General features: G+C 65.1%; 10 protein-coding genes. 7 read left to right on the top strand and 3 right to left on the bottom strand.

Features of this window, described 5'->3' with window-relative positions; genetic code table 11:
- Positions 1–19: 19 nt before the first annotated feature.
- Entirely contained in the window at positions 20–1,885 is a 1,866-nt protein-coding gene (gene sppA / locus B0E47_RS06950) for a signal peptide peptidase SppA (RefSeq protein WP_077513291.1), read from the top strand.
- Between the two features lie 19 nt (positions 1,886–1,904).
- Here the strand turns inward: sppA and B0E47_RS06955 are convergent, their stop codons facing one another.
- Positions 1,905–2,108 (bottom strand): hypothetical protein, encoded by a 204-nt coding sequence (locus B0E47_RS06955; RefSeq protein ID WP_077513292.1) that lies wholly within the window; start codon positions 2,106–2,108, stop codon positions 1,905–1,907.
- Between the two features lie 98 nt (positions 2,109–2,206).
- Between B0E47_RS06955 and B0E47_RS06960 the strand changes: the two genes are divergently transcribed.
- Positions 2,207–3,001 carry an SDR family oxidoreductase gene (locus tag B0E47_RS06960; protein WP_077513293.1) on the top strand — a complete coding sequence of 265 codons (795 nt, stop codon included), beginning with the start codon at positions 2,207–2,209 and terminating at the stop codon, positions 2,999–3,001.
- A 43-nt stretch (positions 3,002–3,044) separates the two neighbouring features.
- On the opposite strand, the gene B0E47_RS06965 is transcribed toward B0E47_RS06960, so the two are convergent.
- On the bottom strand, positions 3,045–3,989 hold the full coding sequence (locus B0E47_RS06965) for a DegV family protein (RefSeq protein ID WP_174566964.1): 945 nt from the start codon (positions 3,987–3,989) through the stop codon (positions 3,045–3,047).
- Positions 3,990–4,138: 149 nt separating this feature from the next.
- Between B0E47_RS06965 and B0E47_RS06970 the strand changes: the two genes are divergently transcribed.
- From B0E47_RS06970 to B0E47_RS06990, 5 genes are all read left to right on the top strand, one after another.
- Positions 4,139–4,930 (top strand): AMP nucleosidase, encoded by a 792-nt coding sequence (locus B0E47_RS06970; protein WP_077513388.1) that lies wholly within the window; start codon positions 4,139–4,141, stop codon positions 4,928–4,930.
- A gap of 383 nt (positions 4,931–5,313) precedes the next feature.
- Positions 5,314–8,235 (top strand): TonB-dependent receptor, encoded by a 2,922-nt coding sequence (locus B0E47_RS06975; protein WP_077513295.1) that lies wholly within the window; start codon positions 5,314–5,316, stop codon positions 8,233–8,235.
- Between the two features lie 72 nt (positions 8,236–8,307).
- Positions 8,308–10,143 (top strand): tetratricopeptide repeat-containing sulfotransferase family protein, encoded by a 1,836-nt coding sequence (locus B0E47_RS06980; RefSeq protein WP_077513296.1) that lies wholly within the window; start codon positions 8,308–8,310, stop codon positions 10,141–10,143.
- Positions 10,133–10,741, top strand: coding sequence for a 2OG-Fe(II) oxygenase (locus tag B0E47_RS06985; RefSeq protein WP_077513297.1), 609 nt, complete (start codon positions 10,133–10,135; stop codon positions 10,739–10,741). The genes B0E47_RS06980 and B0E47_RS06985 overlap by 11 nt, the downstream gene beginning before the upstream one ends.
- A 129-nt stretch (positions 10,742–10,870) precedes the next feature.
- A complete protein-coding gene (locus B0E47_RS06990; RefSeq protein ID WP_077513298.1) occupies positions 10,871–12,520 on the top strand; it encodes a sulfotransferase in 1,650 nt (549 codons plus the stop codon).
- A 25-nt stretch (positions 12,521–12,545) separates the two neighbouring features.
- Here B0E47_RS06990 and B0E47_RS06995 read toward each other — a convergent pair whose 3' ends face one another.
- On the bottom strand, positions 12,546–13,853 hold the full coding sequence (locus tag B0E47_RS06995; protein WP_077513299.1) for an aspartyl/asparaginyl beta-hydroxylase domain-containing protein: 1,308 nt from the start codon (positions 13,851–13,853) through the stop codon (positions 12,546–12,548).
- Between the last annotated feature and the right edge of the window lie 25 nt (positions 13,854–13,878).

Here is a 13,878-nt window from a genome sequence, read left to right on the forward strand (position 1 = left end):
TGAGCCCGGGAATCCATGCATGACTTCATCGCTTCCGCCACCGCTGTCACCTCGACGGGGTTTCCTGCGCGGGCTTGGCCATGGCTTGAACATCACCCGCCTGGTCATCATCAACCTGGTCTTCTTCGGGTTCCTGCTGATCCTGCTGCTGGTGGTGGTATCCGTCTTAACCGGCGGCCACGTGGTGCAACCGGACAGCGTGCTGGTGCTCAAGCCGCAGGGCCAGCTGGTCGAGCAATACAGCGCCCCGCCGCTGCAGCGTGCGTTGTCGAGCTTGTCCGGCGAGGACGCGAAGCAGGTCCAACTGCGCGACCTGGTCGGCGCGATCGACGCTGCCGCGAAGGACAAGCGCATCACCCGCATCCTGCTGTTGCCGGGCGATCTGCAAGGTGGCGGCTTTGCCGCGCTGCGCGAGGTCGGCGCGGCGCTGGACCGCTTCCGCGCCAGCGGCAAGCCGGTGATTGCATGGGCGGTGAATCTGGACCAGGGCCAGTATTACCTCGCCGCGCACGCCGATCGCCTGCTGGTGGATCCGCAGGGCGGGGTCATGCTCACGGGACTGGCCAACTACCGCCTGTTCTACAAGGACCTGCTCGACAAGCTGGGTGTCGACGTGCACCTGTTTCGCGTCGGCGAATTCAAGAGCGCGGCCGAGCCGTACATCCTCGACCATGCGTCGGTGGAGGCGAAACAGGCCGACAGTTACTGGATGGGCGGCCTGTGGGACGGCTACCTGGACGAAGTGGCGGGGCTGCGCAAGATCGAGCCGGCCACCCTGCGCGACGACATCGACAACCTGCCGCAGCATATCGCCGGCGCCCGGGGCGACCTGGCCCAGCTGGCGCTGAGCGAGCACCTCGTCGACGGCACGGCGACCCGCGCCGAGCTGATTGCGATGCTGCGCGAGCAGGGCGTGCCCGCCGGGCCGAAGAACGAGGCGTTCCGCAGCATCGACCTGCCGCAGTACGTGGCCAGCCTGCCCCGGGATGGCAGCGTATTCGCGCCCGGTGTGGCGATCGTCGTGGCCGAGGGCGAGATTGTCGGCGGCAAGCGGCCGCCGGGTTCCATCGGTGGCGAATCCACCGCGGCGCTGATTCGCGCCGTGCGCGAGGACAGGCGCACCAAGGCGCTGGTACTGCGGGTCGATTCGCCTGGTGGCGAGGTGTATGCGGCCGAGCAGATCCGCCGCGAGGTCGAACTGACCCGTGCGGCCGGCATTCCCGTGGTGGTGTCGATGGGCGACGTGGCGGCCAGCGGCGGCTACTGGATCTCGATGAACGCGAACCGGATTTTCGCCGAGCCGAACACCATCACCGGCTCGATCGGCATTTTCGGCGTGTATTACTCGGTGCCCGGCACGCTGGCCAAGCTCGGCATCCAGAGCGACGGCATCGCCACCGGGCCGATGGCGGGTGCGTTCGACATCACCCGCGCGCTGGATCCGAAGGTCGGAGCGGTGATCCAGGCGATCATCGACAAGGGCTATCGTGATTTCGTCGGCAACGTCGCCAAGGCGCGCGGCAAGAATTACCAGGCCATCGACGCGATCGCGCAGGGCCGCGTGTGGACCGGCCGGCAGGCGCTCGAGCGTGGCCTGGTCGACCAGCTCGGTGGCCTGCGCGATGCCGTTGTCGACGCGGCCAGCCTGGCCAAGCTGGGCAAGGACTACCCGGTGCGCTACGAGGAGGCGCCGGTGAGTGGTTTCGAGCGCTTCCTGATCGACATGAACCGTGCCGCCAGCGTGCAGTTGCTGCAATCCTGGGGCGTGCACCTGCCGCGGTGGTTTGCCCAGCTGCCGGCGCTGACACCGGAATTGCAGTTGCTGCGCAACGCCAAGGCCGGCACGCCGAACATCTACGCGGACTGCCTGTGCGCCCCGCGCTGAAGGGCGCCGGGTAAGGCCGCTATTGCTGTTGCGCCTCGATCTGCTTGCGCTGTTCCTCGGCCTGCTTGTCGACCACCTTCTGCACGTCCTTCGCGCGCTGTTCGTCGGCCTTCATGGCGTCGAACGGCGTGGCGACATCGGCAGCCTTGGCCTTGGGCTCCGGCGGCTTGCTGGAGCAGGCGGCCAGGGCCAGCGCACACAGCAGGATCGGCAGCGGCTTCATGGCAATTCTCGCGGCGGGTAGAGTCGGCGAGTGTCCTGCCAGTCCGGCGCGCAGGCAAGCCTCGCGCGTGATCCAGTCGACGTTGCTAAGCTGGCCGCATGAACCTTCCTCCAAACAGCCGCCTGGATGCCTGGCAACTGCATGGCCACACCGCGCTGGTCACCGGGGCCAGCAAGGGCATCGGCCATGCGGTCGCGCGCGAACTGGCCGGGCTCGGTGCCGACCTGCTGCTGGTGGCACGTGACGAGGACTACCTGGAACAGGTGAGGGTGGAACTGGCGGACGATTTTCCTGATGTGTCGATCTTGGCCTTCGGCGCGGACCTGGCCGAGGCGGAGGAGCGGCTGGCGGTATTCGACTGGATCGCCGACCTCGACGCCTCGGTGTCGCTGCTGATCAACAACGCCGGCGGCAACCAGGCCGGCGCCACGCTGGACTACAGCGAAGACGACTATCGCGCCATTTTCGAGCAGAACCTGTTTTCCGCGTTCGAGATGTGCCGGCTGGCGCATCCGCAGCTGGTGCAGCATGCCAGTGCGGCGATCGTCAACGTGGGTTCGGTGTCGGCCATGACCCACGTGCGTACCGGCTCGCCGTACGGCATGAGCAAGGCCGCGCTGCACCAGCTGACTCGCAACCTGGCGGCCGAATGGGCGGTGGATGGCATTCGCGTCAATGCCGTGGCGCCCTGGTACATCCGCACCCAGCGCTCCGAGCCGGCGCTGGCCGATCCCGATTATCTGGACGAAGTGCTCGACCGCACGCCGTTGCGGCGCATCGGCGAACCCGAGGAAGTGGCGGCGGCGATTGCTTTCCTGTGCCTGCCGGCGGCCAGTTACATCACCGGCCAGGTGCTGGCGGTGGACGGCGGGTTTCTCAACTACGGGTTCTGAGTGCTTGCCGGTCGCCTGCGTGTGGCCTCGCCAGCGCGAAGTCTCAGAAGTCGGCCTCGTGTTCCTCGGCAGCCAGGCCCACGGTCACTGCGCCCTCGCCGACATTGACCATGCCGGTAATGCTCATCGGCGCCTCCATCAGTGCCACGCTGCATTCCTCGCAGGCGGCGCGCAGCTCGGTGTAGCCCGGCAGATGCGCGAGCACGGCCAGGTCGCCGCCGTAACTCACGCACACCATCGGCACCAACAGGCCGGCGCGTACCCGCCGTGCGACGTAACCGAACAGTGCTTCAGCGCCCTGCTCGAAACCGCGTACCTTGCCCACCGGCCCGGTCTCGCCGCGGAAGCAGCGCAGGATCGGCTTGATATCCAGCGCCGAACCCAGCATCGCGCTGAACAGGCTGACGCTGCGGTCGTTCTTGGTCTTGGCGCGCGCGCGCAGGTAATAGAGGTCGCGCGGCAGCATGTAGCCGTAGCTGTGGTTGGCGATATGCAGCAGCCGTTCGCGTATCGTGGCCGGGGCCTCGCCGGCGGCGATCATCCGGCTCGCCTCGTACACCGCCGGCGCGGCACCGGCAAAAATGTTGCGGGTGTCGACCACGCGCATCATGAACGGACCGAGGATGCCCGCTTGCTCGCGAACGTGCCGATAATTCTTCAGGATCGCGAAACTCGCCTTGTTGACGTGCTCGTTGATCGGGCTGCGAGTGGCGGTGATGGTCAGGCAGAACACGCAGTCCTGTTCCAGCACCAGCTTCTCGAGGAACAGCTTCTGCACCTCTTCCACCGGGCAGGGCTCGGTCTCCGCGGAATGACTGCGACTGCCGAGCCGGCGATCGATGAATCGCTGCAGCTCGCTTGGTTTGCGATCGTCCATGAAGGTTTCGCGGTCGATCTTTACCGTGATCGGCATGACTGCGATGTCGTGTTGCTCCAGGAACGCCTGCGACAGATCGCAGGCCGCATCGATTGCCAGACCCATCCGCATCACGTATCCCCCGTCATGAATGGCAAGCAAAACATAGCATGCTGCAAGTGACTGCGGTGTCGGGAAAAAGTTACCTGCCGACCAGCGCCGCCTGGTCGCGGCGGGTGGGGACCAGCGGCTATGATGCGGCCACCGGATCGGGTGCTCACATGAAGAACAAGCAGGAAATCGTCGCGAACTGGCTGCCCAGATACACCGGCACTGCGTTGGCGGACTTCGGCCAGCACATCCTGCTGACCAACTTCGGCCATTACGTGGAGCTGTTCGCCCAGTGGCACGGAGTGGAGGTGCACGGACGTGATCGGCCGATGCCGAACGCCACCGCCGACGGCATCACCCTGATCAACTTCGGCATGGGCAGCCCCAACGCGGCCACCGTGATGGACCTGCTCGGCGCGATCGCGCCGCAAGCAGCACTGTTCCTGGGCAAGTGCGGCGGGGTCAAGAAGAAGAACCAGCTGGGCGACCTGGTGCTGCCGATCGCGGCGATCCGCGGCGAGGGCACCAGCAACGACTATCTGCCGCCGGAGGTGCCGGCGCTGCCGGCGTTCCAGTTGCAGCGCGCGGTTTCCACCATGATTCGCGACCTCGGCCACGACTACTGGACCGGCACGGTGTACACCACCAATCGCCGCGTATGGGAACACGACGACACCTTCAAGGAGTACCTGCGGCGCACCCGCTGCATGGCCGTCGACATGGAAACGGCCACGATCTTCGCCGCCGGCTTCGCCAACCGGATCCCCTGCGGCGCCCTGCTGCTGGTGTCCGACCAGCCGATGATCCCGGAAGGGGTAAAGACCGAGAGCAGCGACCAGCGCATCACCGCGCAGTACGTGGAGGCGCATATCCGGATCGGCGTCGAGGCGCTCAAGCTGGTACGTCGCAACGGTCGCAGCGTGAAGCATCTGCGCTTCGAGGCCGAAGCCGACACGGACTGACCAGGACCCCGGTCGTGTCAACTGGCTCGGCCTGAAATGTGATGCAAATCACATTTTCACGCCTTCCTCTCACGAGGTGAGCGATATATATGTAATAAATTCGTTTAAAAAATATAAATTAAAAGTAATAAAGCCCACGCGGAGCCTCCCCTGATGAGGGTCAACCAGCCGCCTGATGCCCACTTCGAGGGAACGGCCGCTGAACAAACCGGAGCGGAAAAACGTGTGGAGTGAGTTCACATAGCGTTATTTGCCTGTTAGTATCGGCGCGGATCGGGAGTTCATGGGTCCGAAACCCATCGGCTTGGGAACGGGCCGGGTCGCAATTCTGGGCAGAACAGGTTCTGGCCCATGACAAAAAAATTAACCGGAGGGTGTCTTAAATGAAACTTGGGGTCTCAAAACTTTCTTCGGCAGTCCGCCTGGCGCTTTCGCTGGGTGCTGTCATCGCGGTCGGTGCCTCGGGCACGGCCTTCGCCCAGGATACGGGCACTCAGGATGCGGCCAGTCAGCCCAGCGCCAAGAAGGCGCAGACGCTGCAGACGGTCGTGGTCACCGGCTCGAACATCCGCCGTGTGGATCTGGAAACCTCCAACCCGGTGCTGACCATCGACCGCGCGCAGATCCAGGCCAGCGGCAAGCAGACGCTAGGCGATCTGGTGCAGTCGATCCCGGCGATCGCCGGCGCGGCCACCAACCCGAACGTCAACAACGGCGGCGGCAACGGTGCATCGACCGTCTCGCTGCGCGGCCTGGGCTCCAACCGCACCCTGATCCTGATCGACGGCAAGCGCGTACTGAACAACGACATCAACGCGATCCCGGCCAGCATGGTCGAGCGCATCGACGTGCTGAAGGACGGCGCCTCGGCGACCTACGGTTCCGATGCGATCGGCGGCGTGGTGAACTTCATCATGCGCAAGGATTTCCAGGGCGCCCAGGTCAGCGTCAACTACGGCGAGTCGGATCGCTCCGACGGCGCGCAGAAGGGTTTCGCAGCCACCTTCGGTACCTCTTCGGACAAGGGCAACATCGTTGCCGGCATCGACTACAACCACTTCGACGCGGTCTCCTCAGGCAATCGCGACTTCTCCAAGTACGCCACCTACCTGTATTCGGGCTCGGTGTTCAATGCCGGTTCCAGCCGCAACCCAAACGGTCGCGCCTACCTGGCTCCACGGAATGGCGGTGGCAGTGTCACGCTGGCCGGCCCGCAGCCTGGCACCACCACCGCCGCTGACTACCGCCCCTACAACGGTCGTACCGACGCGTACAATTACGCCGCGCTGAACCTGATCCAGACCCCGCAGGAGCGTACCAACGTCTTCGTGCTGGGCAGCTACAACCTCACGGACAACGTGACGGCGTACATGGATGCGTTCTACAACAAGACCACCTCGCATGCGGCCCTCGCTCCGCTGCCGTTCGACGCCAACTCCGATGGCGTGCTGATCTCGAAGGACAACTACTACAACCCGTTCAAGCAGGACTTCGGTCCAGGCAGCGAGATCGATCCGACGACGGGCAAGCCCACCGTCTACAACTACCTGACCCGCTTCGTCCCGCTGGGTCAGCGCGTGCTTGACTACTCCACCACCACCGGTCAGATTGTCGCCGGCCTGAAGGGTAACTTCGGCCAGGACAGCAGCTGGCAGTGGAATGCCGACCTGAACTATGGTCACCAGAGCACGCAGCAGCGGAGCCCGGGCTACATCTATTACGCCGGCCTGAAGTCTGCGCTGGGTCCGTCGTTCCTGGATCCGACCACCGGCGTGGTCACCTGCGGCACGGCCGCCGCCCCGATCGCAGGCTGCACTCCGCTCAACATCTTCAACCTGAACGATCCGCAGACGCTGGCCACCCTGAAGCAGTTCGCCGCGGCGCCGTTCTACCACACCCTGCAGACCTCGCGTCGTGCCGAAATCAGCGCGAACGGCAGCCTGTGGGACCTGCCGGCCGGCACCATGCAGCTGGCCGTGGGCGGTTCGTATGACAAGGAATACCAGAACTATCAGGTCGACTACATCGCGCAGACGCGCGGTCAGGATGGCACCTGCTTCATCTCGCAGGAAGCCTGCTCGACCCCGCTGAGCGGCGGCTTCACCGACAAGGAAGTGTATTTCGAGCTGTTCACCCCGATCCTCGCGGATGTGCCGTTCGCCAAGTCGCTGAACGTGACGATCGGCTCGCGCTTCTCGCAGTACAACACCGCCGGCAGCAGCTGGAACCAGAAGTTCGCCGTGGAGTGGCGTCCGGTCACCGACCTGCTGCTGCGTGGCACGGTTGCCGGCGTGTTCCGCGCGCCGAACATCAACGAGTTGTACAACGGTGCTGCCGGCAGTGCGCCGCAATTCGCCGACCCCTGCCGCGGTCTGACAGCGGCGGAGCTGGCGACGCACGCCGTCGCCTGCCAGAACGTGCCGGTCAATTACGCCGGTACCGGCCTCTCGCAGACTACCGGTGTGGTCTCCGGCTCCGTGGCCGCGGGCGTCAACCTGAAGCCCGAGCACGGCAAGTCGTATGACTACGGCTTCGTGTACGATCCGAGCTATGCCCCGGGCCTGTCCTTCGAGGCGGATCTGTGGCGAGTCACGCTGGACGACACGATCACCGCGATCGGCGCGCAGACGGTCATGAACAGCTGCTTCGCCAACGACGCCAGCCAGTTCTGTCCACTGATCCACCGTCTGGGCAGCGGCGACATCGGCTTCATCGCCGAGCCGACCGTCAACCTGGGCAAGCTGAACACCAAGGGCATCGACTCCAGCCTCAAGTACAAGATCCCGCACTTCGACGTGTTCGGTCAGAACTACGGCGACTTGGCCGTGTCGCTGGATTCCACTTACCTCATCCGCTACAACAACGACACCGCGCCGGGCCAGCCGGGTGACACGGTCTTCCACATGGCCGGCCACTACAACAACCAGAGTGAGTACGGCAACTACACCCGCTGGCGCGGGCTGGCCCAGGTGAACTGGAACAATGGCCCGTGGAGCGCCAACTACAACGTGCGCTACATCGGGTCGGTGAAGGTGGGCTGGCCGCTGGGCGCTCCGGAAGGCGTGTCCGGCGATCCGGGCATCCCGGGCACGGTGCTCAGGTATGCGCCGGTGATGTATCACAACCTGTCGTTCGGCTATAACCTGGCCGCGTACCATACCCGTTTCGACGTGGGCGTGAACAACCTGTTCGACAAGCAGCCGCCGTTGATGTACCAGAACAACGTGCTGAACTCGAATACCGACACCAACACGTACGAGACCATTGGCCGTTACTTCTGGGGCCGCGTGACCGTGACGTTCTGATCCAGAACTTAGCGTCGCTATAATCGAACCGCGCGGTGCAAGCCGCGCGGTTCTTTTTTGAGTGGAACGGATTTGCCCCATACGTACACTGACATCCCACGGATCCTGTCGAGTCTCGAAGAAGGCCGCGTGCAGCAGGCCGAGCAGGCCTGCGAGAACTTGCTGCGAGCCAGGCCGGATGACGAAGACGGGTTGACCGTGCTGGGCATCGCCCTGCAGCGGTACGGCCGGCCCCTGCGGGCGGCCGCTGTCTACGAGTACCTGCTCGACCGCCACCCCGGGCGCATCGGTCACTGGGGTAACCTCGGCAATGCCTTGCGCGAGGCGGGTCGTCACGAGGACGCCGAACAGGCCTATCTGACGGCACTGAAACTGGCGCCCGACGACCCCATGACCCAGGGCAACCTCGGTCTGCTGTACAAGGAGCGTGCCGATTATGCCAAGGCGCGAACCTGCCTGGTCGCCGCCGCAAGGCTGCTCCCCGATGATCACGAGATTTGCATCTATGCAGCGATGGCCTGTTGCGAGTGCGGCGACAACCTTGGTGCCGGCCAGCTCACGGCGGGCTGGCGCCGGTGGTTGCCGCTGGACACGGATCTGAGTATCGACCTGGCCTGGATGTTCACCCAGCTGGGGCGGATTTCCGAAGCCGAGGAACTGCTTGGCGGTTCCCTGCAACTGAACGGCGCCAGGCCGCGCACGCTGGCACGTCTGATCGGATTGCTGGAACGGGTCAATCGATTGGACGAGGCGGATCGGATCCTGGCCACGCTGCCGGACCCGCAGACCCTGTCCGATCCGGTGGACCGACTGGAGGTCATCAGTGCGCTCGGCGTCATGGCCATGCGCGGCCGGGATCCGGTCGCGGCCCGGCGCCTGCTGGAGCGCCTGCTGGAGATGACCAGCGATCCGGCCCACCGCGGCAACCTCTACTTCAGCATGGCCAAGGCCTGCGACAAACAGGGCGATGCCGACGCGGCGATGGAAGCGCTGGCCAAGGCGCACGCCGCGCAGATGGTCAGGGCGGCCCAGCTTGTGCCCGAGCTGCTGTTGCCCGGCGTGCAGCCACTGTCGCCGGCCCTGATCCGCATGACCAGTGCCCAGGTGGCCGGTTGGGAACCGCCCGCGCGATCGAACGGGGACCCACAGTCGCCGATCTTCGTGGTGGGATTCCCGCGTTCCGGCACCACCATGCTGGAGCAGATGCTCGATGCCCACCCGGCGCTGACTTCGATGGACGAACAGCCGTTCCTCCAGGGCGTCTCCGAGAAGGTGGTCGGGTTGGGCATGGAATATCCGGAGGGTATCGGCGCGCTCGATCCGGGGATGTGCGCGATGTTGATCCGGCACTATTGGGAGCAGGCAAGCAGTGTGGTCAAGCTGGAACCGGGCCAGCGGCTGGTCGACAAGAACCCGCTCAACCTGCTGCATCTGCCCTTGATCAGCCGGCTGTTTCCCGATGCGCCGATCATTCTGGCGCTGCGTCATCCGTGTGACGTGATTCTGAGCTGCTACATGCAGAACTTCCGTGCGCCAGGATTCCAGACCCTGTGTTCGTCGCTCGAGCGGCTGGCGGGTGGCTATGTCAATGGCATGAACTACTGGGTCTATCACGAGCAGTTGCTGAAGCCGCGGGTGTTGCATTTGCGCTACGAGGATCTGCTGGATCGCTTCGATGCCGAAGTCGAGCGCATCGGCCGTTTCATCGGGGTCGAGGATGCTGCGCCGTTGCGCAATTTCCACCAGCATGCGCAACAGAAGGGTTTCATCAGCACGCCGAGCTATGCCCAGGTAACGCAGCCGCCGAACAAGCAGGCGGTGGGTCGCTGGCGCCGCTACGAGAAGGCATTCCGACCCCTGCTGCCGGGGCTTAAGGACATCATGGAGCACTGGGGTTATGACCGCTGAGCAGGCGTTGCCGGGCAACCCGCCGATAACCGACCTGCGCAACTATGTGCAGACCTTCGATGCCACGCTGCCGGCGGATTTCTGTCGGCAGCTGATCGCCGAGTTTCTGCAGACGACCGCACAGCACGTGGTGCGCAAGCCCGGTTGGCGCGCCGGCCTCGATGCCAGCGCCTGGACCGAGTTGGATGTTTCGGCGCTGGCCGACGATGCCTTCAAGGGCTTTTTCTACAAGCAGATCGAGGACCATCTCGCGCTGTACAACCAGCGCCTTGGCCTCACCCTGCCGGTCCCCAACACGCCGCAGGTCTCGCAGATGCGCATCAAGCGCTATGTGGCTGGCACGGGCGAGGGGTTCCAGCCTCACTTCGACGCGATCTACGAGGTGGCGCATCGTTACCTGGTGTTCCTGTGGTATCTGAATGACGTCGAGGAAGGTGGCGAGACCGAGTTCTGCGACCTCGGTATCAAGGTGCCGGCACGCACCGGCAAGCTGCTGGTGTTTCCGCCGTACTGGATGTTCCAGCATGCAGGCCGACCGCCGATCTCGGGCGACAAGTACATCCTGTCGATGTACCTGCTGTTTCCGCAGCAGCGTTGATGCCGAGTTGCCCTCGCCCGCCATGGACTCGTCATTACATGAAGCGGACACCCGTCGATCGGACTTATCGACGTTGCAGGCAGCGTGCCCATGAGCGGGAATGACGGTCGGGTCTCGCATGGATCATCCGTGACGGCCGCGCAGGCCGAGTGGCGGCCCTCGGCCGCGCTCGTCGCGCGGGTCGATCGTTACCTCGGCCATGCGGCGGCGATGGGTTCGCAAGCGGCTCTGCAGGCGGCGCGGGCGGACCTGGGGGATGCGCCGGCGGCGGAATGGCGCGATGTCGCGCGCCAGTTTCTGCAGCGAGGTCAGCCGCTCTTTGCGGCAGCCTTGTTGGAGCTTGCGCGGCAGCAGCAACCGGCGGACTCATCGCTGCGTTACTGGCTCGCGCAGGCGTTCTGGCAGGCTGGCGAAACCGGTCGGGCCGAGGCGGAGCTGCGCGGACTTCTGGCTGGCGGGACCCATTCGGCCGCCAGCTGGCTGCTCGCCGAGGTGCTGCGCGCCGAGGGCCGCCTCAATGCGGCGGCAGCCTGCGTGGCGACCGTTGCGCGGGGGACGACCGACGACATGGATGGCGTGCTCGCCTGTATCCAGTTCGTGCGCGAGTCCCATCAGCACGCCCTCGCCGCCGAATTGTGCGAGGAACGATTGGCGCGCGGAGCAGGCGACCCGCGGCTGCACGCCGTGGCTGGCCAGATCGAGCAGGAGCTGGGACATTTCGATCGGGCGCGTGCCCACTATGCTGCCGCGCTGGCCGGTGGCATCGACCTGAACGCGTGGTTCGTGCCCGGATCGCTGGCATCCCTGCAACGCTATGCCGATCGCCAGCATGCGGATTTCGCCCTGTTCGACGCCCATCTCCGCGATCGCACCCTGTCCGCGCGCGCGCGCGCCTCGGTCCTGTTTGCACTGGGCAAGGCCTGTGATGACATCGGCGCTTACGCCGATGCGGCGCACGCCTGGCGGCAAGCCAATACCTTGACGCGCCAGACGGTCAGCTGGTCGCGAACACGCTGGCGGGATTTCGTGCGAGATCGCCTGTCCGCCCCACCACTGCAATCCCGTTCTGCCCGTGTCGATGGCGTGCCGATTTTCGTGGTCGGTTTGCCGCGTACCGGCACCACCTTGATGGCCGAACTGCTTGGCCGCCATCCTGATGTGTGCAATCGCGGCGAGTTGCCGACGCTGGAATTTCTCGTGCAGCGCCTGGCCGGCCTGGCACCGGCGCAGCGAACGGCACATCTGCAGGAGGCGGCCGGGATCTATCTGACCCACTTGCGCCGCGATGATCCACCGGCGAGCCATTACGTCGACAAGAATCCGCTCAATTTCCGCTACCTGGATCAGGTTGCGGCGATGTTCCCGCAGGCACGGGTCATCCACTGCCGACGCCAGCCGCGGGATACTGCGCTGTCGATCTGGAGCCAGCCGTTCGCACGGGACGACTATGCGTTTGCCAGGGACTTTGGCGACATCGCGGCGCTGATGGAAGGCTGCAACGAATTGATGAGGCATTGGCGGCAAACGCTGCCATTGCCCATCATCACGGTGGAGTACGAACAGCTGGTTGCGGATCCGGCAGCAACAGTGAAGGCCTTGTTGCCGCAGTTGGGGCTGTCCGCGCATAACTCATCGGAGCCGAGGGCGAGCACATCCACGCCGATCACCTCGGCCAGCCTGTGGCAGGCGCGTCAGCCGGTGCACCAACGCTCGGTGTCGCGCTGGCGCCACTATGCGGAGTTGTTGCCCGAACTGGTCGAGTTGTTCGCCGAGGCGTGAGTCAGCGGAAGTCGCGCGTGGCGCCTTACCGCGCGGCGCTGACGTTGAAGTCGCCGATCGCTTCGACCAGGTCGGTCACCGCGGCCTGCTCGGCCTCGCTGAGGTCGGGGTTCCAGCAGTCGAGGATCAGCACCACTCGCGTCTGGTCGCTGTGGTTCCAGGCTTCGTGTTCGAACGTGTCGTCGAAGGTGACGCAGCGGTCGGTTTGCCAGACGTGGGTTTCGCCGCCGACCCGCAACGCGCAGTCGGGAGGCACGATCAGCGGCAGGTGCGTCACCAGTCGGGTATTGGTGACGCCACGGTGGGGCAGGATGTGGGTTCCAGGGCGCAATACCGAAAACAGGGTTTCCGGGGCATGGTCGCGTATGCGCACCAGCGGGGTGGCATCGAGCAGGGCAGCGGTCTGCGGGCAGCGTGCGCAATGCTCCGCGTGGCGTTCGCCATGGCGAAAGAAGAAAAAGGCATCCCATGCCGCCGGACCCGGGCCGGAGGCACGAAGATAGCCTTCGGCTTCTTCGCGAAGACCCGTCTGCAGGAACGACTCCAGTGGTTCCCCGCGCTGGATGACCTCACGCAGTTCCGCGCGAATGCGTTCGCCGGCGGCCTCCAGCCCGGCTTGCCACGGGAAGCGCTCGCGCGCGTAGAACGGTTGCGGCGGCAGGCCCGGGAAGTACAGGAATTTCGGTGCCTGGCGCGGATCGGGGAGGTTGGTCGGCTGTTCGTGCAGATAAATGGCCAGGCACTGATCCACGCGTTTGAGCTCGTCGCTCCCATAGCGTTCGCGCAACGGCTGCAGCACCTCGTCGAATGCCTGTCGCCGACCTTGGTCGACGTAGTCCATCGCGTGCTTGACTGCTTCGCGCAACAGCGGCGCGGTCGAGGCATCGCTGAGCCAGCGTCCCTGCGACTGTGCCGTGTTGATGGCCCTGAAATAGGCAAGCAAGGCGTCATGGCCGTGGTTCAGGCGCTCGAGCGCCACGCCAAGCCGCAGGCGCGCCGTGAACGTATCCGGCGCGAGTTGCAGGCAGCGGCGCAGGCTTTGCGCGGCTGCCTCCGCGTCACCAGTCGACAACTGCAACGTACCCAGTTGCTGCAACACGGTCGGTTCATCGGGACGAGCCTGGTGCGCGGCGAGCAGCAGCGCGACAGCCTGTCCGGGTTGCCCGCGGCCGATGCAGGCGCGGGCGAGAAACTGCAGGGCTTCGGGATCGGCAGGATCGGCTTCGAGCAGGCGCAGAAAGGATTGTTCGGCCAGCAGCAGATCACGGTTCTGCAACTGGATGCGCGCCCGCTCGCGGTAATCGATTTGACCGTTGCCGTCTGGTTTGCTCATGGTGGCATTCGCCCGCGGTGCGCAG

Origin of the sequence: Rhodanobacter sp. B05, assembly GCF_002001085.1 — a bacterium.
GTDB lineage: Bacteria > Pseudomonadota > Gammaproteobacteria > Xanthomonadales > Rhodanobacteraceae > Rhodanobacter.